15 protein-coding genes are annotated in these 23601 nt (G+C 69.3%); 9 read left to right on the top strand and 6 right to left on the bottom strand.

The features are described 5' to 3' along the window. The first annotated feature begins 423 nt into the window (after nt 1-423). Nucleotides 424-3813: a discoidin domain-containing protein gene (locus AW272_RS14375; protein ID WP_066364508.1), complete on the top strand. Its 3390-nt coding sequence runs from the start codon at nt 424-426 to the stop codon at nt 3811-3813. Nucleotides 3814-4106: 293 nt separating this feature from the next. Continuing rightward, nucleotides 4107-5594, top strand: a complete 1488-nt coding sequence (gene ppgK, locus AW272_RS46010) for a polyphosphate--glucose phosphotransferase (RefSeq protein ID WP_066364507.1) — start codon at nt 4107-4109, stop codon at nt 5592-5594. A gap of 83 nt (nt 5595-5677) precedes the next feature. Here the strand turns inward: ppgK and AW272_RS14365 are convergent, their stop codons facing one another. After that, nucleotides 5678-6577, bottom strand: coding sequence for a diacylglycerol/lipid kinase family protein (locus tag AW272_RS14365; protein WP_066364505.1), 900 nt, complete (start codon nt 6575-6577; stop codon nt 5678-5680). 101 nt (nt 6578-6678) lie between these two features. On the opposite strand from AW272_RS14365, the gene AW272_RS45565 reads away from it, so the two are divergent. From AW272_RS45565 to AW272_RS14340, 5 genes are all read left to right on the top strand, one after another. Continuing rightward, complete coding sequence (locus AW272_RS45565) at nt 6679-7134, top strand: winged helix-turn-helix domain-containing protein (RefSeq protein WP_218010888.1); 456 nt, start codon at nt 6679-6681, stop codon at nt 7132-7134. A 47-nt stretch (nt 7135-7181) separates the two neighbouring features. Next, nucleotides 7182-11015, top strand: coding sequence for an ATP-dependent RNA helicase HrpA (gene hrpA / locus AW272_RS14355; protein ID WP_066364503.1), 3834 nt, complete (start codon nt 7182-7184; stop codon nt 11013-11015). Beyond that, the gene (locus AW272_RS14350; protein ID WP_066364501.1) at nt 11012-11662 is read left to right on the top strand and encodes an HAD family hydrolase; all 651 of its coding nucleotides are present in this window, start codon (nt 11012-11014) and stop codon (nt 11660-11662) included. Before hrpA ends, AW272_RS14350 begins: the two co-directional genes overlap by 4 nt. A gap of 66 nt (nt 11663-11728) precedes the next feature. Then, nucleotides 11729-12958, top strand: a complete 1230-nt coding sequence (locus AW272_RS14345) for an AAA family ATPase (protein ID WP_066364500.1) — start codon at nt 11729-11731, stop codon at nt 12956-12958. A gap of 58 nt (nt 12959-13016) precedes the next feature. Beyond that, entirely contained in the window at nt 13017-13640 is a 624-nt protein-coding gene (locus tag AW272_RS14340; protein WP_066364499.1) for an RloB family protein, read from the top strand. Between the two features lies 1 nt (nt 13641). Here the strand turns inward: AW272_RS14340 and AW272_RS14335 are convergent, their stop codons facing one another. The 3 genes from AW272_RS14335 to AW272_RS14325 all read right to left on the bottom strand — a co-directional run bounded on the left by AW272_RS14335 (nt 13642) and on the right by AW272_RS14325 (nt 17938). Then, nucleotides 13642-15162: a serine/threonine protein kinase gene (locus tag AW272_RS14335; RefSeq protein WP_066364498.1), complete on the bottom strand. Its 1521-nt coding sequence runs from the start codon at nt 15160-15162 to the stop codon at nt 13642-13644. An 18-nt stretch (nt 15163-15180) separates the two neighbouring features. Beyond that, nucleotides 15181-16713 (bottom strand): choice-of-anchor I family protein, encoded by a 1533-nt coding sequence (locus tag AW272_RS14330; protein WP_157518542.1) that lies wholly within the window; start codon nt 16711-16713, stop codon nt 15181-15183. A gap of 70 nt (nt 16714-16783) precedes the next feature. After that, entirely contained in the window at nt 16784-17938 is a 1155-nt protein-coding gene (locus AW272_RS14325) for an SGNH/GDSL hydrolase family protein (RefSeq protein WP_169807548.1), read from the bottom strand. 156 nt (nt 17939-18094) lie between these two features. Here AW272_RS14325 and AW272_RS14320 point away from each other — a divergent pair, with 156 nt between their 5' ends. Both AW272_RS14320 and AW272_RS14315 read left to right on the top strand, forming a co-directional pair. Then, the gene (locus AW272_RS14320; RefSeq protein WP_066364494.1) at nt 18095-20683 is read left to right on the top strand and encodes a tetratricopeptide repeat protein; all 2589 of its coding nucleotides are present in this window, start codon (nt 18095-18097) and stop codon (nt 20681-20683) included. A gap of 68 nt (nt 20684-20751) precedes the next feature. After that, complete coding sequence (locus tag AW272_RS14315; protein WP_066364493.1) at nt 20752-21561, top strand: tyrosine-protein phosphatase; 810 nt, start codon at nt 20752-20754, stop codon at nt 21559-21561. 83 nt (nt 21562-21644) lie between these two features. On the opposite strand, the gene AW272_RS14310 is transcribed toward AW272_RS14315, so the two are convergent. Both AW272_RS14310 and AW272_RS14305 read right to left on the bottom strand, forming a co-directional pair. Beyond that, nucleotides 21645-22655, bottom strand: coding sequence for a Gfo/Idh/MocA family oxidoreductase (locus tag AW272_RS14310; RefSeq protein ID WP_066364491.1), 1011 nt, complete (start codon nt 22653-22655; stop codon nt 21645-21647). Beyond that, on the bottom strand, nt 22648-23547 hold the full coding sequence (locus AW272_RS14305) for a proteasome assembly chaperone family protein (RefSeq protein WP_066364490.1): 900 nt from the start codon (nt 23545-23547) through the stop codon (nt 22648-22650). Before AW272_RS14305 ends, AW272_RS14310 begins: the two co-directional genes overlap by 8 nt. Nucleotides 23548-23601 lie beyond the last annotated feature (54 nt).

Genomic DNA, 23601 nt, shown 5'->3' with positions numbered 1-23601 from the left:
GCACGAACCCGCGCTCCCCGCGACGATTTGGGAGCGCTCCCACTACGCCCTCCTGTGAGGCTATGGACGCGTTTTTGGAGGGGTCAAGGAAAAGGCGATATTTCATTACGTTTCATGACGTCGTGGTAACGGCCTGCAGTTTCACCCCCGATTCCCGCCGGGCACTTGACAGCCCGGAACCGGTCCGGGCGTCGTCAGATTCGGAATTACTGCTGGTCAATGCGGATGTTTCCGGTATCGGTCCAAGCAGGTGGAGAGCGCTCTCCACCTGCGTCTATCCACCCCTTCGGGCCCTCCAGGTGTTTCCGGGGTGTTTCCCCGAGGGGGATTGGGCCCTTGACACCTGTCAGCCGCCCAAGCGAGTCTCTTGATTTGGAGAGCGCTCTCCAACCGTGAAGCCCCTTCACCCCCCAAGGAGCGGCCGTGTCCCGCTTAGGTCTGTTCATCGCCACTCTGGTCGCGCTCCTCGCGACCGGGCTGGCCGTCACCCCGCCGGCGGCGGCCGCCGACCCGCCGATCTCGCAGGGCAAGCCCGCCACCGCCTCCTCCTCCGAGGGCGGAGCCTTCGTCCCCGGCGCCGCCTTCGACGGCGACCTGACCACCCGCTGGGCGTCCAACTTCAGCGACCCGCAGTGGATCCAGGCCGACCTCGGCTCCACCAAGCAGATCAACCAGGTCGTCCTCCACTGGGAGTCCGCCTACGGCCGCGCCTTCACCATCCAGACCAGCGACAACGGCACGACCTGGACCAACATCTACTCGACCACGACCGGAACGGGAGGCGTGCAGACGCTGCCCGTGACGGGTTCGGGGCGGTACGTCCGCCTCCACGGCACCCAGCGCGGCACCGGCTACGGCTACTCGCTCTGGGAGTTCCAGGTCTTCGGCCCCGGTGGGACCACCGACCCGGGCGGCACCTGCGGCACGGCCAACGTCGCCCAGGGCAAGACCGCGACGGCCTCCAGCCTGGAGAACGCCGGCACCCCCGCGAGCGCCGCGTTCGACGGCTCGGCGGCCACCCGCTGGTCCAGCGCCTACAGCGACCCGCAGTGGCTCCAGGTCGACCTGGGTTCGGCGCTGCCGGTCTGCAAGGTGGTGCTGACCTGGGAGGGGGCGTACGCGACCGCGTACAAGATCCAGTCGAGCACCAACGGCTCGACCTGGACCGACCTCCACAGCACCACGACAGGCACCGGCGGCACCCAGACCGTCAACGTCAGCGGGACCGGACGCTACATCCGCATGCACGGCACCGCCCGCAACTCCGGCTGGGGCTACAGCCTCTGGGAGATGGCCGTCTACTCGGGCGGCGGAACCCAGGAACCGGAGGAGCCCGAGCCCGGCGACTGGACCGAGGTCTGGCGTGACGACTTCACCGGCGCCACCGGCACCTCACCGTCGGCGGCCAACTGGCTCCTGCGCACCGGCACCCAGTACCCCGGCGGCGCCGCCAACTGGGGCACCGGCGAGGTCGAGACGATGAGCGCCTCCACGGCGAACGTCGCCCTCAACGGCCAGGGCTTCCTGGAGATCAAGGCGCTCAGGGACGGGGCGGGAGCCTGGACCTCCGGTCGCGTCGAGACCCAGCGCACCGACTTCGCCCCGCAGCCCGGCTCGATGCTGCGGTTCAGCGCCCGGCTCAAGCAGCCCGACGTCGCGGGCGCCCTCGGCTACTGGCCCGGCTTCCGTGCCACCGGAGCCGCCTACCGTGGCAGCTACACCAACTGGCCCGGTGTCGGCGAGACCGACATCATGACCAACGTCAACGGCCGTAGCCAGCTCGCCCAGACCCTCCACTGCGGCACCGCGCCGCAGGGCGTCTGCAACGAGTACGACGGCCGGACCAGCGGTTTCGCCTCGTGTACGGGATGCCAGACCGGCTACCACGAGTACACGCAGATCATCGACCGCACCAAGTCCGACGAGGAGATCAGGTTCTACCTCGACGGCCGGCAGACCTGGGTCATCAGGGAGTCCCAGGTCGGCGTGGCGGCCTGGCAGGCGGCCATTCACCATGGCTTCTACCTGCGCCTCGACCTGGCCATCGGCGGCTCGCTGCCGAACGCGCTGGCCGGTCAGACGACCCCGACGGCCGCGACCACGCCGGGGGGCGTGCTGAGCGTCGACTGGGTCCAGGTCGCCCGCCAGACCGGCGGCAACCCCGCGCCGCTGACCGACCCCGCCACCCCGGCCGGGCCCTCGGTCGTCCGCGTCACCGGCACCCAGGGCAACTGGCAGCTCCAGGTGAACGGCCAGCCGTGGGAGGTCAAGGGCATCACGTACGGCCCGCCGCAGGGCGCCGCCGACGGCTACATCCGTGACCTGAAGAACATGGGCGTCAACACGATCCGCATCTGGGGCGTGGACGACGCCACCCCGGCCCTGCTCGACAAGGCCGCCCAGCACGGCATGAAGGTGATCGTCGGCCACTGGCTCAACCAGGGGACCGACTACGTGAACGACACGGCGTACAAGACCGCCGTGAAGGCCGAGATCGTGGCCCGGGTGAACGCGCTGAAGGGCCGCCAGGGCGTCTTGATGTGGGACGTCGGCAACGAGGTCATCCTCACCATGCAGGACCACGGGCTCCCGGCCGCCACGGTCGAGGCGCGCCGGATCGCCTACGCCCAGTTCGTCAACGAGGTGGCCGTGGCCATCAAGGCCGCCGACCCCAACCACCCGGTGACCTCGACGGACGCCTACACCTTCGCCTGGACCTACTACAAGGCCCACTCGCCCGCCCTCGACCTGCTGGCGGTCAACTCCTACGGCGCGATCCACACGGTCCGCACCGACTGGATCGCCGGCAACTACACCAAGCCCTACATCGTCACCGAGGCGGGCCCCGACGGCGAGTGGGAGGTGCCCAACGACGTCAACGGGGTGCCGACCGAGCCGACCGACCTGCAGAAGCGCGACATGTACACCGCCAGCTACGACGCCATCCACAACCACACGGGCGTGGCGCTGGGCGCCACCCAGTTCCACTACGGCCTGGAGAACGACTTCGGCGGCGTCTGGCTCAACACCTACACGGGCGGCTGGCGCAGGCACGGCTACCACTCGCTGAAGCGGGCCTACACCGGCACCGCGTCGGCGAACACCCCGCCGGAGATCAACTCCATGACGGTCCAGAACCAGACGGCCGTCCCTGCGGGCTCGCAGTTCGTCGTGGAGACCGGCACGACCGACCCGAACGGCGACCTGATCCGCTACAACCTGATGTTCTCCAACAAGCACGTCAACGGGAACCGCGGCTTCGACCACGTGCGCTTCACCGAGACGGCCCCGGGCCGCTTCTCGGTGACGGCGCCGCAGGCCATGGGCGTCTGGAAGGTCTACGTCTACGCCTACGACGGCCACGGCAACGTCGGCATCGAGACGAAGTCGTTCCGCGTCACGCCGCCGACGGCTCCCGGCACCAACGTGGCCGTCGGCAAGACCACCACCGCGTCGACCTTCCAGGCGACCGGCGACGGCGGCCCGTTCAACCCCGCGCGGGCGACCGACGGCAGCTACACCTCGCGCTGGGCCAGCGAGTGGGCCGACCCGCAGTGGATCCAGGTCGACCTGGGTTCCAACCAGGCGGTCAAGCACGTGCAGCTGGGCTGGGAAGGGGCGTTCGGGAAGTCGTACAAGATCCTGACCAGCACCAACGGAACCACGTGGACCGAGTCGTTCGCGACCACGACGGGTGACGGCGGCTTCGACAGCCTGAACCTGACGGCGACCGCCCGATACGTCCGCGTGGAGATGACGCAGCGCGGCACACCGTGGGGCTACTCGCTCTGGGAGTTCGGGGTGTACGTCTAACGCCTCCATCAGGAGAACCGCTGGGAGAACCGCCGGGTCGGCGCCCGGCGGTTCTCTCTTGGGATGGTCAAGCCCGTTCCCGGAATCGGCCGACCATGCACGGGAGGCGCGCGCCCCGGGGGAAGGTGGAGCGACCAACCGCGTGGTCATCGGAAACCTCGTGCTCAGCGAGAAAATCACGTCCCGCGTTTTTCCGCGAAACCGGACGCGACCGACCGCGTGGCGTCCGTTACCCGAGCCGGAGGCGCTGGTATGGGGGAATGAGGGTGTTACTTCCGGGTAACGCTCCGAGTATGAACGTTCTCGGCATCGACATCGGCGGCTCCGGAATCAAGGGAGCGCCCGTTGACACGAAAACGGGCGAACTCATGGCGGAGCGCCTCCGAATTCCGACCCCGCAGCCGGCCACGCCGAAGGCGATCGCGGAGGTCGTGTCCCAGCTCGTCGACCACTTCAAGTGGACCGGCCCGGTAGGCGTCACCTTCCCGGGGGTGGTGGTCGACGGAGAGATCCGCTCGGCCGCGAACGTCGACAAGTCGTGGATCGGCGTCAACGCGCAGAAGCTCTTCGGCAAGAAGCTCAAGAGCGTCATGGTCATCAACGACGCCGACGCCGCCGGCATGGCGGAGATGGCCTTCGGCGCCGGAAAGAACAACCAGGGCGTCGTCCTGGTCCTCACCATCGGCACCGGCATCGGCAGTGCGCTCTTCATGGGCGGCAAGCTGGTGCCCAACACCGAGTTCGGTCATATCGAACTCAAGGGTAAGGAAGCCGAGTCGAGGGCGTCCGACGCCGCCCGCGACAAACGCGACATGTCATGGGACAAATACGCCAAGCGCATCGGCCAGTACCTGCGCCACATGGAAATGCTCTTCAGCCCCGCCCTGATGGTCGTCGGCGGCGGAATCAGCAAGAAGAGCGACAAGTTCATGCCGATGGTCGACCTGCGTACCAAGGTCGTCCCGGCCAAGCTGCTGAACGAGGCGGGCATCATCGGCGGCGCCCTGGCCGCGGAGATGATGGCGATGCCGTCGTCCCGCACCACTTCCCGCACCGGCGCGCGCCGCACCACTGCCGCCTCGTCGAGGCCCCGCACCGCCCGCGCCACCACGGGCGCCACCCGCAGCGCCGCACGCAGGGCCACCACGAAGACCACCCCGAACCGCAGTTCGTCCCGGACGACCGCCACGGGTGGGCGCAAGGCGGCTTCCACCGGTACGTCGAGGAGCACGACCGGCCGCACGACCACGTCGCGCACCACCGGCGCCCGCTCGACGGGCACCTCGCGAACGCCGGCGAGCCGTTCGACCGCCGGCCGTTCGACCACGTCGCGCACCACCGGCGCCCGCTCGACGGGAACCACGCGGACTCCGGCGGCTCGCTCGACCGGGACCTCCCGGACTTCGACGGCCCGCTCGACGGGTACCTCGCGGACCGCGGCGGCTCGCTCGACCGGTACTTCTCGGACCTCGGCCGCGCGTTCGAACGGGACTGCCAAGACGTCGGCGGCCCGTTCGACCGGGACCTCGCGGACCTCGGCGGCCCGCTCGAACGGAGCCTCCAAGACCCCCGCGAGCCGTTCGACGGGAACCACCTCCCGTTCGACGGGGACGACCTCCCGTTCGCGCACGGGCACGACCCGCTCGACCGGGGCCTCGGGGAACGGCGGCACCACGCGTTCGACCGCGCGCCGCACCACCAAGTCGGCGGGCGGCACCACGCGCCGGGCGGCGACGCCGTCGCGGCGGACGTCCGCCACCTCGCGGCGCATGCGGGGCTGACCCCGGGATCCGGCCGGACGGAACCGGCCGGTCCCTTATTACCCCAGGTCCCGGCCGGTGGAATCGGCCGGGACCTTGTTCCGTCAGGCGCTCTTCGCGAAGGGGGCCGCGTCCGGGACGCAGAAGGTGATCGCCTTGGGGACGATCTTCACCTTGAGTTTGAGCGCCTTGCCCCGGGCGCCGCCGTCCATCTCGTACGTGGTCGGCACCGCGAACCGGACCGTCACCTTCTTGGCCCGGGTGATCCGGAGGAACGGCGACTCGTCCGACCTCCCCGACGACATCTGGCTGAGGGTCCTGGCCCACTCGATCGGCCCCTTGGCCGTGGACACGCCGACCTCCAGCCACCCGTCGTCGGGCTTGGCGTCGTCGAACGCCTCGATGCCGCCGCCGACCGTACCGACGTTCCCGAACAGCACGCAGCTCGCGTCGCCCTCGAACCAGCGCTCGCCGTCGAGGTCGACGGTGGTCGCCACGACGCTGGAACCGGCGTGCCGCAGCCCCGTCCACCAGTAGGCGAGCTTGCCCATCCGCTCCTTGAGGCCCCGGTCGGCGTCCGCGATCATCTCGGCGTCGAACCCGGCCCCGGCCATCACGGCGAAGTGCTCCCCGTTGAGCTTGCCGAGGTCGAGCCGCTCGCGCCGCCCGTGGAACCCGATCCGGACGGCCTCGTCGAGGTCGGCGGGCACGCCCAGATTGTGGGCGAGCAGGTTGGCCGTCCCGGCGGGCAGGATGGCGACCTCCGCCTTCGAACCGGCCAGCACGTCGACGCAGCGCTGCACGGTCCCGTCGCCGCCCCACACGAAGACCAGTTCGGCTCCCTTCTTGAGAGCCTCCTTGGCCGCCTTGGGCGCCTTCTTGCTCTTCGGGACCTCGTACCAGAGCAGTTCACCGTCGTGGTGCTCGGCCAGCAGCGACCGGAGCCGGTCGAGACCCCCGCCGAGCGTCTTCTTCTGATGCGCGACTACAGCGATCGTCTTCACGGGCCCCGTGCTACCCCATAGAAAGACGGTCAGTCTTAACCCTTAATTCCTACTTGTATAGGTGGTATTGTTTCCCTCAACTACTAGGAAAGGGGACGACCATGACCCATGCGACTGTCATCGATCTCATGGCTCGCCAGCGCGACCTCGCAGGAGCCGGAGCCGAACCCGGCGAAGGCGCCGTGCTGGGTGTCATCCCCGTCCCCGAGACGGGCGCGTCGCTCGTCGTCGTCGGCTACCTCGTCGGTGCGACGGGTAAGGTTCCGCAGTCCCAGACCCAGCGAGAGGTCCAGATCGACCGCGACAGCCGCACCGTCGTCGCCGACGGCGAGGAGATCGACCTGACCTACCGCGAGTTCGAGCTCCTCGACTATCTGGCCGCGGCTCCGGGCCGGGTCTACAACCGCCGCCAGCTCCTCGCCGCCGTCTGGGACCGCTATGACGACGCGGGGGCGCGGACGGTCGACGTCCACATCCTGAGACTGCGACGCAAGCTGGGCCGCCATGCGACCCGCATTGTCACGGTCCGGAACGTGGGGTACAAGTACGCCGGCTAAAACCAGTGGCCGGAGGCCTGGGCGCGCTGCCTATCCTTAAAGATGGGATGAACACGCTCTCCGATCTCCAGACCCGCCTGTCCGGCCTCATGTTGCGCGACCAGCGCCGGTTGCGCCGCCGCGTCGACGGCGTGCGCAAGGTACGCGACCCCAAGGCCCGCCAGAAGATTCTCACCGAGCTGTCCGGCGAGGTCGAGGCCGCCGAAACACGGGTGGCCGCCCGCCGGGCGGCGCTGCCGCCGATCACCTACCCCGCGCAGCTGCCCGTCAGCCAGCGCAGGGACGACCTGCTCGAAGCCGTCCGCGACCACCAGGTCGTGATCGTCGCGGGGGAGACGGGTTCGGGCAAGACCACCCAGCTCCCCAAGATCTGCCTCGAACTCGGGCGGGGCGTGCAGGGCCAGATCGGCCACACCCAGCCCCGCCGCCTCGCCGCCCGCACCGTCGCCGAGCGCATCGCCGAAGAGCTCAAGATCGAACTGGGCGAGGCGGTCGGCTACAAGGTCAGGTTCACCGACAAGTCGAGCGACAACACGCTGGTCAAACTGATGACCGACGGCATCCTGCTGGCCGAGATGCAGACCGACCGCTTCCTCAGCCAGTACGACACCCTCATCATCGACGAGGCCCACGAGCGCAGCCTCAACATCGACTTCATCCTCGGCTACCTGAAACAGCTGCTGCCGAAGCGCCCCGACCTCAAGGTCATCATCACCTCGGCCACCATCGACCCCGAACGCTTCTCGCGTCATTTCAACGACGCCCCGATCGTCGAGGTCAGCGGCCGCACCTACCCGGTCGAGGTCCGCTACCGCCCGATCGAAGACGAGCAGGACGACCAGATCCAGGCCATCGTCGAGGCCGTCGACGAACTGGTCAGGGAAGGGCCGGGCGACATCCTGGTGTTCCTCAGCGGCGAACGTGAGATCCGCGACACCGCCGACGCCCTGAAGGGCCGCCGCGAGGAGGTGCTGCCCCTCTACGCCCGCCTGTCGGCCGCCGAGCAGCACCTGGTCTTCCAGCAGCACACGCGCCGCCGGATCGTGCTGTCGACCAACGTCGCCGAGACCTCGCTGACGGTTCCCGGCATCAAATACGTCATCGACCCCGGCTCCGCCCGCATCTCCCGCTACAGCCACCGCCTGAAGGTGCAGCGCCTGCCGATCGAACCGATCTCCCAGGCGTCGGCCAATCAGCGGAAGGGGCGGTGTGGTCGTACGAGCGACGGAATCTGCATCCGCCTCTACAGCGAAGAGGATTTCATCGGACGGCCGGAGTTCACCGACCCCGAGATCCTGCGCACCAACCTGGCCAGCGTCATCCTCCAGATGACGAGCCTGGGCCTCGGCGACATCGCCGCCTTCCCGTTCGTCGAACCGCCCGACCAGCGCCAGATCAAAGACGGCGTGAACCTGCTCCAGGAACTCGGCGCCCTCGACGACTCAGGCCTGACCGCGACGGGCCGCAAACTCGCCCAGCTCCCGGTCGACCCCCGCCTGGCCCGCATGGTCCTGGAGGCCCAGACCAACGGCTGCGCCCGCGAAGTGATGATCATCGCCGCCGCGCTGTCGATCCAGGACCCGCGCGAGAGACCGGCCGAGAAACAGCAGGCCGCCGACGAGAAGCACCGTCGGTTCGCCGACAAGGAATCCGACTTCATGACCTACCTGAACCTGTGGCGCTACCTGCGCGAACAGCAGAAGGAACTGTCATCGAGCGCGTTCCGCCGGCTGTGCAAGGCGGAGTATCTGAACTACCTGCGCGTCCGCGAATGGCAGGACATCGACTCCCAGCTCCGCTCGGTCGCCCGCACCCTGGGCGTCGTCCTCAACACCGCCGACGCCGACCCGCAGCGCGTCCACCTGTCGCTGCTGGCCGGTCTGCTGTCCCACATCGGCGTGAAGGACGTCGCCAAGAAGGACCAGCCCGGCGGCCGCCGCCCGATGACCGAATACATCGGCGCCCGCAACGCCCGCTTCGCCATCTTCCCCGGCTCCGCCCTCGCGAGGCAGCAGCCGCAGTGGGTCATGTCGGCCGAACTGGTGGAGACCTCCCGCCTGTGGGCGAGGGTCAACGCCAAGATCGAACCGGCCTGGGTCGAGCCGCTGGCCCAGCACCTGGTCAAACGCACCTACAGCGAACCGCACTGGGAGAAGGACCAGGCCGCCGTGGTGGCCTTGGAGAAGGTCACCCTGTACGGCGTCCCGATCGTGACCGAACGCAAGGTCAACTACGGCCGCATCGACCCCGAACTCTCCCGCGAGCTGTTCATCCGCAACGCCCTGGTCGAGGGCGACTGGCGAACCCACCACCGCTTCTTCCACGAGAACCGCAAACTCCTCGCCGAGGCCGCCGAACTGGAGGAGAAGGCCCGCCGCCGCGACATCGTGGTCGACGACGAGACCCTGTTCGACTTCTACGACCAGCGGATCCCGTCAGACGTGGTCTCGGGCGCCCACTTCGACTCGTGGTGGAAGAAGGAGCCCGACAAGGAGTCGCTGACCTTCACCCCAGAGATGCTGGTCAACGAGAACTCCGGCGTCTCGGCCCGCGACTACCCCGACGCCGTCCGGCAGGGCGGCCACCGGATGAAGCTGACCTACCAGTTCGAACCGGGCACCGAGGCCGACGGCGTGACCGTCCACGTGCCGCTGTCGGTCCTGAACCAGGTGACCGACACGGGCCTCGACTGGCAGATCCCGGGCCTGCGCGAAGAGCTGGTGACGGCCTTGATCCGGTCGCTGCCCAAGCACATCCGGCGCAACTTCGTCCCCGCCCCGAACTACGCGAAGGCGGTGCTGGCCGAGGTCCAGCCCGGCAGCGAGCCCCTGCTCGACGCCGTGGAGCGGGAGCTGTTCCGCCAGACCGGGGTGCGGGTGCCCCGGGACGCCTGGAACCTCGACAACCTGCCCGACCACCTCCGGGTGACATACAGGGTCGTGGACGACAAACGCCACACCGTCGCCGAGGACAAGGACCTCCAGGGCCTCAAGCGGCGCCTGGCCCCCAAGATCCGCGAGACCCTGTCGGAGGCCGCCGACACCCTGGAACAGGCGGGCATCACGAAGTGGACCATCGGGACGCTGCCGAAGGTCTTCGAACAGGGCCGCCTCAAGGCCTACCCGGCCCTGACCGACCACGGGACTTCGGTCTCCGTCCGCATGTACGAGACCGCGGAGGAACAGGAACGCGCGATGTGGACCGGGACCCGGCGCCTGGTCCTGCTGAACGTGGTCTCACCGGCGAAGCAGATCCTGCGCGGCCTGTCGACGTCGGAGAAACTGTCGCTGTCGCGGAGCCCTCACGGGGGCGCGCCGGCGCTGTTCGACGACTGCGTCGCCTGCGCGGCCGACAAGCTCATCGCCGACGCCAAGGGCCCGGTGTGGGATGAGCTCTCCTTCACGGCCCTGCTCGACCAGGTCAGGTCCGACCTCTACTCCGTGACGTGGGAAACGGTGACCCGGGTCGAGAAGGTGCTGGGGGTCTGGCATACCGTCCAGAACAGGCTGTCGGGTCCGCCCGACATCGTCGCCGACATCGAAGACCAGCTCAAAGCGCTGATCCACACGGGCTTCGTGACGGAGACGACCTACCGGCGGCTTCCCGACCTCCACCGCTACCTGCGGGCGATCGAACGCCGCCTGGAGAAGCTGGCGGACGACGTCCACCGGGACAGGGCTCTGATGCATCAGGTCCACGACCTGGAAGACGACTACCGGGATCTGGTGGCGGGCCTGCCCCCGGCACGGCGGAACGCGGCGGCGGTGGGGGAGATCCGCTGGATGCTGGAGGAACTGCGGGTGAGCTTCTTCGCCCAGACACTCGGCACCCCGACCCCGGTGTCGGAAAAACGCATCAGAAAGGCGATGGCCCAGCTATGACGATCCGCTCCGTGGTGCTCGACGTCGGCGAGACCTTGATCGACGAGTCGCGCATCTGGTGGCGCTGGGCCATCCGCCTCGGCGTCACCCCGATGACCCTGATGGGCGCGCTGGGAGCCATGGCCGCCACCAACGGCTCCTACCGTGCGGCCTTCGAGCTCGTCCGCCCCGACTTCGACTTCGCCGCCGAACTCGCAGCCTGGGAGAAGGACGACCCCGACGGCCTCAGGGAGAACTTCGATGCCGACGACCTCTACCCTGACGTTCGTTCGTCGCTGGCGGCGATGCGCGACGCGGGCTACCAGGTCGTCATCGCGGGCAACCAGCCCATCCAGGCCTACGCCCAGCTCGCCGCGATGGACCTGCCCAACGACGGCATCTACACCAGCGCCGGCTGGGGCGTCTCCAAGCCCGACCCCGAGTTCTTCACCAAGGTCCTTGCGGTCACCGGCCACGCCCCGGAGGAGATCCTCTACGTCGGCGACCGCGTCGACAACGACGTCCTTCCGGCGCTGGCGGCGGGGATGAAGACGGCCCTGCTGCGCCGCGGGCCGTGGGGCTTCCTGCACGCCCGCCGCGACGACGCCGCCAAGGCCGACATGATCATCGACAGCCTGAGCGAACTGGTGGAGCGGCTCAGGCGATGATTTCAGGCCTTCTCGTGCGGGAATATCACATGAGAAGGCTATTCTTTCGTCGGGGAGGTGCCTGTCGTGCTGCTCAGCTTCCGGCTGGCCAATGTGCTGTCGCTACGTGACGAACAGCAGCTCTCGCTGATCGCCACCGATCTGAACGGTGGATCTGCGCGCCCGCTTGCGATTCGAGATTCGGGAAAGTCGCTAGCTGCGTTGCCCGTGGTCGCCATTTACGGCGCGAATGCCTCCGGGAAGACCAACGTCCTTAGTGGGCTCGAACTCATGCGGCAAGCGGTGCTGGAGAGCGTGTCCTGGTTCAACGAGACCGAATTGGATCGGCGGGTCGCGTTTGCACTCGATGACTCCATCGCTGCTACGCCGTCCTACTTCGAGGTGGATCTGGAGATCGGCGGCATCCGCTACACCTACGGATTCGAGATCGATGACGATCGGGTGAGGGGAGAGTGGCTGCATGCGTATCCGCGCGGTCGGCGGCAGGTATGGTTCGACCGCGCCGAAGATGAGTTCCAGTTTCCCGGTTCTCTTAAAGGGGACAGGCAGGATCTCGTACGCAAGACCCGCCCCGATGCGCTGTTCCTTGCAGTCGCTGCGGAATGGAACAGCGAGCAGTTGATGCCGGTGTTCGACTGGTTCCGGGTCGATCTCAGAGTGCTGAGTCCGGCACGACAATCGAGGAATCTTAAACGTCGATCATTGGTGCACCCAGGCAGGTTGGTCCGAGACAGGTCCTACCGCGATCGAGTCACCCGGCTGCTGACCATCGCTGACCAGGGGATCACTGGCTTCGACTCGCACGCACTTGAGGAGGGTGAGATCCGGTTCCTCCATGCCGGTAAGCCACTGCGGTTTGATCAGGAATCACTCGGAACGCGGACCTGGTTCGTCCTGCTTGGCCATCTCATCAGGGCCCTCGACCATGGCGCGGTTCTCGTCGTTGACGAGCTTGACGCCAGCCTTCATCCGGTGATGGTCGCCGAGATCATCCGGATGTTTGAAGACCCTGAGGCGAACCGGGCGGGCGCTCAGCTGATCTTCACGACCCACGACGCGACCCTTCTGCGTCCGCTCCCCGGCGGTGACCGCATCCTCGACCGCGATGCCGTCTGGATGACTGAGAAGGACGCTTCGGGCGCCACGAAGCTATACCCCGTCTCCGGGCTCGAGCCGCCCCCGCGCAAGGACGAGAACCTCGAACGCGGCTACCTCACAGGCCGTTATGGCGGCACGCCCCGGGTCACACCCGGTGAGCTTGCGCGGGGACTCACCGAGGCCGCCGTTGAGTCCTGACAGAACGGATCGCAAGCATCGGCGTGGCTCCAGCCTCACTGCTGGCAGGCGGTTACGAGTGGCAGACCGGGTGTTCTTCGCCGTGTGCGAGGGACGGGTCACCGAATACGACTATCTGACGCTTTTGCAGAACCTCCACGGGGCCGCGTGTTCGTTCCGGATCGACATGCCCTCACCCGGGTCCCGGCGTGACGACATGACGCCGGAACAGGTGGCCGACTTCGCGGTCCGGGTCGCCGAATCGGATGACGACCAGTACACCGAGATCTGGGCCATCTACGATCGCGACCAGCACGTCGGCATCCCTCGGGCGCTCGAACGCCTGGCGCGGAAAGCCCCCAAGGTCCGGGTGGCCTTCTCCCATCCCTCGTTCGAGTTCTGGCTGTATCTCCACTTCGCCGCATACGACGTGTCGCAGAACGGGTCGAGCCAGGAGTTGGTCAGACGGCTGAACCAGCAGGAGGCCTGGGCCAGATACGGCCGCGACAAGCGCATTACCCAGGCGCGAGCGGCCGACCTGGCTCCGCACATTGTCACCGCCGCCAACCGCGCCCGGGGACTGGAGAAGAGGTGCGCCGCCGATGACTGCACCCATGTCCGTCCTGGAGCGGTGTGCGGACTCCTCGAGCGCGACCCCGGCAGCGGTATGGGTGCGCTGATCGAGAGCCTCGGGATCCGCTGAGCTATTTACGGGTCAGCTGTCCGGTGTAGGTGACGAGGCCGAGGTCGTCGTTCCAGACGTACTCGATCTGTTCGCCCTTCAGGGTCAGCGTCACGTTCCCCGGTATGCACGCCCCGCCCAGGTCGTCGAGCCGGAACTCGGCCGTCTGGGCGGAGGCGGTGGTCAGTGTGAGGGTGCCCTCGCACGGGTCCTCCGACCACTTGCCGGTGGACTTGCCCGCGTCGAGGTCGATGGCGATGTCGTGTTCGCTCATCGCCGTGGTGGACGGCACGATGCGCCCCTCCCACGTCCCCGCGAACGCCTTGGGTATCCCCGCGCCCGAAGCGGCCGAGGTCTCGGTGGCGGGCGTCTCCGGCGCGGTGGTCTTCTCGACGGGTGCGGAGCTCTCCGGAGTAAGCGTCGACGGAGTGAGCGTCGACTTGGTCGAGGTCGTGTTCGTCTCCTGGTCGGGTGCGAGCAGCGGGGGCACGAAGATGACCGCGACCGTGAACAGCGCCGCGCCGAGTGCCGCGAAGGCGAACGCGAGCGCCTTGCGGTTGGTCGTCGGGCCGGGGACACCAACGGCCGGAGGGCGGCCGCCCGGGGAGTCGTTGGTCGTGTGGCCCGCCCATGCGGGCGGCTGGGTGAACTGCCTCCGGTCGGGATCGCCGGCCCACAGGCCCGGCGCCGGGTCGTTCGAAACGGGCGGGGAGGCGCCGTGGGCCACCGCCTCGCCCGCGCGCAGCGGGTCAGGCCCCGCGCCCACCAAGGTCAGCAGCACGTCCCGCGCCGAAGGCCGCACGAGCGGGTCCTTCGCCACGCACCGCGACACCAGCCCACGAAGCGCGGTCGGCACGCCCGACACGTCAGGGTCCACCGTCATGATCCGGTGCAGCACCGAGGCCACCGAATCCGCCCCGAACGCCGCCCGTCCCGTGGCGGCGTAGATGATCGTCACGCCCCACGCGAACACGTCGGACGCCCCCGAAGCGGGCTGCCCTGCGATCTGCTCGGGCGCCATGTAGGCGGGCGTCCCGATGAGACCGCCCGTGATCGTGTCGCTCTGGCTGGGCCGGGCGATCCCGAAGTCGACCACCCGGGGCCCGTCAGGACCCAGCAGGACGTTCCCGGGCTTGAAGTCCCGGTGCACCACCCCGGCCGCGTGGATGGCCGCCAACGCGGTGGCCGTCCCCACGGCCAGCCGCTCCAGTTCCCCACCGGCCAACGGCCCGGACGAAGAGACCCGCTCCTGGAGACTGGGGCCGTCGACGAACTCGGACACCACGTAGGGCCGCCGCCCGGCCACGTCGGCGGCCAGCACCCGGGCCGTGCAGAAGGGGGCCACGTCCCGCAGAGCGGCCAGTTCACGGGACAGCGCGTGGCGGACGCCGTCGTCGGCCCCCCGCAGCAGCTTCACCGCCACGAGGGAGCCCGACGGTGAAACACCCAGATACACGACGCCCTGGCCGCCCTCCCCGAGCCGTCCGGTCAGCCGGTACTCGCCCAGGGAGCGCGGGTCGTCGGGGTCAAGCGGCGTCGTCATGCCCCAAACCGTAGACCGTCAGCGGATCTCGTAAATGGCGGTCGTACCGGAAATCTCGTGACCCACCACGAGCAGCGGCTTGTGCGTCGGGCTGTCGGAGGCCGGGACGAACAGGACGCCCTCGGGGCCGGAGTCGCCGCCGGTCCCGCCTTCCACCGAGCCGGTGAAGTCGCGGCTGTTCACGTAGTCGACGATCTTCGCGTGCCGGGGGTCGGAGACGTCGAAGGCGACGATGCCGCCGACGCGCTCCAGGCCGGCGAAGGCGTAGGTGCGGCCCTTGATCGAGCCGATGGCCACGCCCTCGGGCTCGGGGCCCTTGTTGTCGCTGCGGGTGTCGAAGGTCTTGTTCTCCTGGTCGGAGTTGAACTCGGCCGGGAGCTCCTTGGCGACGAGCTTCTCGATCTGGTCGCCCGAGTCCCACACGAGGCGGCCTTCGGTGTCGCGGATCGAGACCGACCGGCCACCGATGGCGTGCAGCTCGGTGGTGACGCCCTCGGCGTTCTTCGGCGAGGTCGAGGTGACCGTCAGCCGTCCGAGCTCAGCGTCGGTGACCTTCTCGGAGGGGAGCGTGGTCTTCAGGTCCTTGACCCGGGCCTCCTCCGCGAAGCACTCCCAGTCGCGGGCGTCGCCCTCGTTGGCGGCGACGATGTAGGTGCGGCCGCGGGTCTCGTAGGAGGCCAGCGCGTCGGGCTGGTACATGCCCTTGACGGGGCGCGGCACGATGTTGATCTTGCCGTCCTTGTCGGACGCGTCCAGGCCGTTGCCGGGGCGGCTGTGGTCCTTCAGGCCCAGCGGGACGACGTCCTCCACGCGGCCCGAACGCAGGTCGACGATCGCGAACGCGTTGTTCTCCTGGAGCGAGACCCAGGCGGTGCGGCCGTGCCTGTCGGTGGTGATGTACTCGGGCTCGAAGTCCTGGGCGGCGTTGGCCTTCGGGCCGTAGACGCGCACGCCCTTCGCCCGGAGCCGGTCCTCCTTGCCGATGTACTTCCTGAAGTCGGCCGTCTTCACGTGGAAGCGGCGGGTGTCGATGATGCTGACCGAGCCCTCGGGGTCGACATCGCCGTCGCAGTATCCGGCCGGTTCGCCCTCGTTGGCGACCAGGACCTTCGAGCCGTCGGGGGTGAAGGTCACCATGTCGGGCAGCGCGCCGACGGTCACCGAACGGATCTTCCTGAGTTTCGACGCGTCGAAGAAACCGACAGTGCCGGGCTTGGTCTTGTCGCCGGCCTGCTGCGCGACGGCGATGAGGCCGTTCTTGACCGCGACGCTGTTGGCGCCGGGTGTCTGCAGGGTGCCGACCTTCTTCGGGGCCCTCGGGTCGCGGATGTCGAGCACGTCGACGGTGCCGGCCTGGGCGTTGACGACGAAGACCCGGCGGGTTCGCGCGTCGTACGCGGTGATCTCCGACGCGCCGGCGTCGAAGGCGCCGGTGGTGTAGCGGCCGAGGAACTGCAGCGAGATGCCCTTGTCGTGGGTGTTCGCCTCGGCGGGAGTGGCGGCGAGCAGACCGGCGACGAGCATGCCGGTGAGGAGGGTCCTGTTGCGCATGCGCGACAGCGTGGCGAAACCCGGTGACGCCGCGCTGAATGCGTGGTGGCCCACGCGTGAACCGGACGTCTCAGAGGATCTCGGACAACCGCAGCGAATAGGCCAGTTTCCGGCGGCCCGCGTCGCTCAGGTGGATGTGGTCACCCGAATCGTAGGAGGCGTGCAACTGGTCGGGATAGGTGAGGTCGCGCACCGCCGCGTCGAAATCGGCCACGGCGTCGAACGCCTCGCTGGTGCGGATCCACTTGTTCACCTGCTGCCGCACCGCCTCGCGGTCCTCCGTCCACGCGGGATAGCCGTAGAAGGGCGTCAGCGTGGCGCCGACCACCCGCACCTTGTGCCGGTGGGCGTACCGGATGAGCTTCTTGTACGCGTAGATGAGAGGTGCCGCCGAAGTATAGGCGCCCTTGGTGATGTCGTTGATGCCCGAGTACAGGACCACCGTTCTCACCCCCGGCTGGCTGAGGGTGTCGCGGCCGAACCGTTGGTACACGCTCGCGCCCGTCACCGGCTGGAGCAGCCGGTTGCCCGCGATGCCCATGTTCAGCACCGAGGCCTTGCCCCTGAGCCGCTGGTTGAGGAAGTCGGTCCAGCGGCGGTTGGAGTCGGTCGGCTGGCCCGCGCCGTCGGTGAGCGAGTCGCCGATGGCGACCACGGCGGGCACGGTCGTGGGTGCGGTGACGGCGACGCGGTCCAGGAAGTACCACTGGGTGCTGGTGTAGCTGAACTTCCAGCCGTCGTCGTTGGCGGCGTGGTCACCGGGGTCCGACAGGAAGGTCGTCGCGTACGCCCTCTCGTGGCCCGTCACCCGGGAGTGGTTGCCCGGGACGAACACGCTCACCACGAGGTCGCTTCCGCGCACGTACTTCGAGGGCAGCGGATCGCTCCACACCGCCTTGCCGGCCGGGATGCGCACGTAGTTCCGGCCGTTGAAGAGCACCGGGCGGTTGGTGCCGGTCTCGATCTCCGCGCCGTAGGCCTGGAGCCCGGCGTGGATCGAACGCAGCACGATCGCGCCGGACCCGTACACGTTTGACAGGCGGATGCGCAGACCCTGGCCGCCCACCGACAGGCGCACGATCATGCGCACGGTCTGCCCGCCGATCGCCGTCGGCAGTCTGTCCACCGCGGCCGACCACGTTCCCACCAGGTGGGCCTTGGGCGCCGCAGCGGCAGGCTGTGCGGTGAGTAACCCCGCGACCAGCATCGATACCAGAACGATCATCCGGACGACCGGCCGCGACATCCCTCTCCTTTGAACGTCTGTTCACTGAGACGCCATACATTACGGCCATTTCGCCGATGAGACTGAGAGTTGCGGATGAAACGTGACAGGCGTGCTTGAATCCTGACTAGATCACCTTCTGGAGGGGTCCCCAGGATGTCGGAAGCTCCCCGCGACGACGACGATCGCCTGCCGTCGCCGCGCCGCTCGTCCCTCGCCGCACCCGCGGCCGTGGGCATCGTGGCCGCTGTGGCCAGCGCGATGGCGGCTGTCACCAACATCTGGGACCTCCCGGTCGCCGCCGGACTCGGCATCACCGGCGTGGCCGCGCTGATGGCGGGGGTGCTCGCCTGGGTCACCGCCGACCCCACGGGCCGCCGTGAACGCAAGGCCAAACAGGGCGGCACACCCGTCCCGGCCGAACTGCCGCCGGTCATCGCCCACTTCACCGGCCGCGCCGACATCCTGGCCGACCTGCGCGCGCTGTTCGCCCAGCCGGACGACGACTCCCCGATCGTGGCCTCCCTCTACGGCCAGGGCGGCGTGGGCAAGTCGGCGCTGGCCGCCCGGTTCGCGCACGAGATGGCCGGCCGCTACCCCGACGGCCAGCTCTACTTCGACCTGCGTGGCGCCGACGGCGCGGTGCGGCCGGAGGAGGTGCTGATGGCGTTCCTGCGGGCCGTGGGCGCCCGCCTCACCACCGACGTCGGCAGCCTGAGCGAACTGCAGAAACTCTGGTGGACGTGGACCAGCGGCCGGCGCCTGCTGATCTTCCTCGACAACGCCGAGAACGGCGACCAGGTCAAGGACCTGATCCCGACCGAGCCCCGCTGCGCCGTCATCGTCACCTCGCGCAAATCGCTGATGCTGCGCAACACCTACGACGAACAGGTGACCGCCTTCACCGAGGCCCAGGGCGTCGAACTGCTGGCCCGCCTGGCGGGCTCGGATCGGGTGGCCGCCGACCTCGACGCCGCGCTCGGCATCGTCCGGGCCTGCGACCGGCTGCCCCTGGCCATCAGCATCTGCGGCGGCCGTCTGGCCACCCGGACCCACTGGTCCCTCCTCGATCTGTACGACCGCCTCGAAAGCCGCCGGCTCGACCAGCTCGAAGTCGGCAAGGAGAGCGACAAGAGCGTCCGGGCCTCGGTGCAGCTGTCCTACGACGAGTGCACCGGCACCCAGCGCCGCCTGTTACGCCTGCTGGCGCGCTTCCCCGCCCCCGACGTCCCCGACTGGGTGGCCGGCGACCTGCTCGACGTCTCCGAGGCCGACGGCGCCGACCAGATCGAAGCGCTCGTGGCCAGCCACCTCGCCGAAGTGACCGGTCGCGACCTGACCGGCCAGACCCGCTACCGCCTCCACGACCTGGTCCGCCTGTTCGCCCAGGAACAGCGCGCCGACCACGCCCCCACCCGCCACAACGCCATGGAACGCGTCCTGTACGGCTACCGCCGCCGCGCCGAGGCCGCCGCCGCCACCCGCTGGCCGCAGGACTGGAGCCCCCGTCCGGGCCGCCGCGAACCCGCCGCGCACGTCCCCACCGAGATCACCTGGCCCCGCATCGAGCCCGCCGGCGCCGCGATCCGGGTGCCGAAGGGCCCCGAGATCACCTCGGGCGCCTGGTTCTCCGCCGAACGCCTGTCGCTGCTGTCGGCCGTGCACACCGCCCAGCAGCTGGAACTGTGGGACCTGGCCTGGGGCATCGGCCGGGCCTTCTGCTCCCTGTGCCACTCGCTGCGGGCCTACTGGTCCGACTGGCAGGCCGTCGCCGACGTCATCTGCCATGCCGCCGAACAGATGAACGACCCCCGGGCCCTCGGCATCGCCCTGCTGGAACGCTCGGCCGTCGCCGGCGGAGTGGGACGCGGCGAGGAAGCCCTGAGAGACGCCCAGCGCGCCCTCGACCTGCTCACCGAGCAGAACGAGGCCTGGTGGGCGGCCCGCGCCATGCGCGCGGTCGGGATGACCCTGTTCACCAGCGGCCACCTCGACCGGGGCCAGGACTACCTGATCGGCGCCATCACCGCCTTCAAGGCCGGCGGAGACGGCTGGTGGACCGCCCGCACCCAGCGGAACCTGGCCGAGCTCCGGCTGGCCCAGCGCGGCTACTCCGAGGCCCGTGAACTGCTGGAGGAGGCGCTGGACACCTTCCAGCGCGTCGGCAACCGCTACTCCGAGGCGCAGACCCAGCGGGCCCTCGGCGAGGTGCTGGGCGCCGAGGCGCGCATGTTCCTGACCAGGGGCGACGCCCAGGCGGCCGAACGCAACTTCGTCCTGGCCGGGAACGCGCTCGGCTTCGCCGTCCGCTCGTTCCGCGACCGCAGCGAGGAGTGGGAGCAGGCCCGCAGCCTGCGCGCCGCCGGGGAGATCGGCGACCCCGCGAACATGCTCACCGAGTACGCCAACGTCCGCGAGGCCAAGGAGATGCTGGCCAAACTGGGCGACTCCTGGGGCGTCGCCCGCGCCGAGGTGAGCGAGGGCCGGGTCCTGGAACGCCTGGGCCGGGTCGACGAGGCGGTGAAGATGCTCCGCGGGGCCGTACAGGACTTCGAGGCTCTGGGGGACCGATGGTGGGCGGCGCGGGGGCTGCGCACGGTGGCCGAGGTGCTGATCCGCGCGGGCCGCCTGAGCGAGGCCTACGAGCCCGCTCGCAAGGCCCTGGACATCTACCAGAGCCTCGGCAACGAGGCCGGCGCCCGCCGCGCCCAAGAGGCGCTGAACCAGGCCCGGCCTCCGCTCTGATCGGGGGTACGGAGGATTCATACAGGGGCTACTGCGCCGACGTATTACGACAGATAGGCTCATAAGTGATGAATGAGAATGGGCGATGGATAGTTCTCGAAGGCGCTGTCAACGTCCGGGACCTCGGGGGCCTGCCGACCGTTGACGGCGGCCTGACCCGGCCCGGCCGCATCCTGCGCGCCGACAACCTGCAGAGCCTCACCCCGGCCGATGTGAACCTGCTGGTGACGGAGCTGAAGCTGCGCGACGTCATCGACCTGCGGTCCAACACCGAGGTCCGGTTGGAGGGCCCCGGCCCGATCGTCGACGAGCCCGATGTGGAGATCCACCACCACACACTGTTCGCCGAGGGCGGCCTGTTCACCGACGCCGCCAGCGACGACCCGGAAGAATCCGAAGAGCTCGACGAGCGGGCGCTGCCGTGGAACGACGCCGAGCGCCTCGACCCCGAACTGCGGGTCACCGGCCACTACTACGGCTACCTGCGCGACCGCCCCGACTCCGTGGTGGCCGCGCTGCGCGCGTTGGCCAAGAGCGACGGTGCCGCACTGGTCCACTGCGCGGCCGGCAAGGACCGCACCGGCGTCCTGTGCGCACTGGCCGAGGAGGTCGCCGGGGTGACCCGGGAGGCCATCGTGGCCGACTACGTGGCGACCGGGGAGCGCATCGCGGCGATCCTGGAACGGCTCCGCTCCAGCGACACCTACCGCGTCGACCTGGACTCCAAGCCCGCCGACAGCCATGTGCCGCGCGCGGAGTACATCGAGCACTTCCTGGAGATCCTCGACACCCGCTACGGCGGCCCGATGGGCTGGCTGGCAAGGCACGGCTGGACCGAGGACGACACCGCCGCGCTGCGCGCCCGCCTGCTCGACTGAGGGACTTCCGTCCGGTGCGGCGCCTCCCGCCGCACCGAACGATCCCGCCGTCGTGGCCGGCCACCCGACCACCTCCGGCCGGATCAGCTCAGCGTGATCACACGGCGCTCGTCGGCCGACACCCGGGCCGCCCGCAGCACCGTCAGGGTCTCGGCCGCCGACTCCGGTGTCACCGGGGCCGGGCCCTCGCCCCGTAGCGCCGCCACGACGCCTTCGTAGAAGGCCAGGTAGTTGCCCGGCTCGGTCGGCACGCGCTCCTCGCGGAGGAACCCGAAGTCGCCCTCGCCGAAGCCGGGCTCGGCCGGGCTGCGGCCCGCGCGGAGGCGGTCCTCCTGCGGATCCATGCCCCATTTCGTGTACGCGTTCTCGGAGCCCAGCACGCGGAATCGCGGGCCCAGTTCCGCCGCGACCGCGCTCACCCACAGGTGTGACCGCGCGCCGCCCACGTGGGTGAGGGCGATGAAGCTGTCGTCGTCGGCCCGCACGCCCGCCCGCCGGGTGTCGGCCTCGGCGTAGACCGACGTCACCGGGCCCAGCAGCTGGAGTGCCTGGTCGACCAGGTGGCTGCCCAGGTCGTAGAGGAGACCGGCGAGGTCCTCGGGGCCTCCCTGCTCGCGCCAGCCGCCCTTCGGCACCGGGCGCCAGCGTTCGAACCGCGACTCGAAGCGGCGGATCTCGCCCAGCCGGGGCCGGAGCTTCGCGATCGTGAGGAAGTCGCCGTCCCAGCGCCGGTTCTGGAAGACCGTCAGCAGCAGGCCCCGCTCCCGGGCCAGCGCGGCCAGTTCCAGGGCCTCTTCCGCGGTCGCGGCCAGGGGTTTGTCGACCACGACAGGCAGGCCGGCCCGCAGCGCCTCGCTCGCGATCGGCACATGGGTGCGGTTCGGCGAGGCGACCACGACGAGGTCGACCAGGGAGTGGAGGTCGGCGGCGTGCCGGACCACCACGACACCGGGCCCGATGCGGGCCGCCTTCGCCGGGTCGCCGGTCACCACGGCGGTCAGCCGCAGGCCCGGGGTGGCCGTGATCAGCGGGGCGTGGAAGAACTCGCCGGCCGGACCGTATCCGACCAGCCCGACCCGCACGTCATCAGCCATCTCGGTCGTCGCGCTCCGCCAGGAAGGCCTCGAACTGGGCGGCCAGTTCGTCGCCGGTGGGCATCGGGGTCGACTCGGCCAGCAGGTTGTCCTTGCCGGCGGTGAAGGCGTCGTACTGCTGCTCCAGGCCCGAGATGGCGCCCGACAGCTCGGCGCTGGCCTGGATCTGCTCCTCGATCTCGGTCGTGGTCTTGTCGGCGGCGTCACGCAGGGCGTCCATCGGGAAGACCAGGCCGGTGTTCCTCGTGATCGCCTCCAGGGCGGTCACCGCGGCCTGCGGGTATTCGGCCTGGGCGAGGTAGTGGGGGACGTGGATCGAGTAGCCCAGGGCGTCGTGGCCCTTGGCGCCCAGCCGCAGCTCGAGCAGGGCCGCCACGCTGCCGGGGACCTGGACCTTGCCGAACGGGCTCACCTGGCCGTTGATCAGCTCAGGACGGCTGCCGTGGGCGGTCAGGCCGATCGGGCGGGTGTGCGGGACGCCCATCGGGATGCCGTGGATCGTCACCATCTTGCCGATGTTCAGGCGGGTCGCCAGCATGCCGATCGCCTCGGTGAACAGCTCCCACTCGCGGTCGGGCTCGGGGCCGGTGAGCAGCAGGAACGGGGTTCCCGTCAGGTCATGGGCCAGGTGCAGCGTCAGCTCCGGCATGTCGGCCTCGACCCAGCGGTCGGTGTCGAAGACCATGACCGGCCGGCGCGACCGGTAGTCGATCAGCCGATCGACGTCGAAGGTGGCCACGACCCGGTGGTCCAGCTCCGTCATCAGGTGCCCGAGCGCCAGGCGCCCGGCTCCGCCCGCGTCCACGAAGCCTTCGAAGTGGTAGAGCAGCACCGGATCGGTCAGCTCGGGGGCGTCACCATCGAGCCGGTATAGATCCGTCGGGTCGTACACGACTGGCAGCCTTTCTCACGGTCTGTCTCATCTACAGAACCTACGGCGAGGTGA

This window comes from Herbidospora mongoliensis, from assembly GCF_001570545.1.
GTDB lineage: Bacteria > Actinomycetota > Actinomycetes > Streptosporangiales > Streptosporangiaceae > Herbidospora > Herbidospora mongoliensis.
Note: the sequence above shows the minus strand (reverse complement) of the source record. Positions and strands in the feature narration are given on the sequence as shown.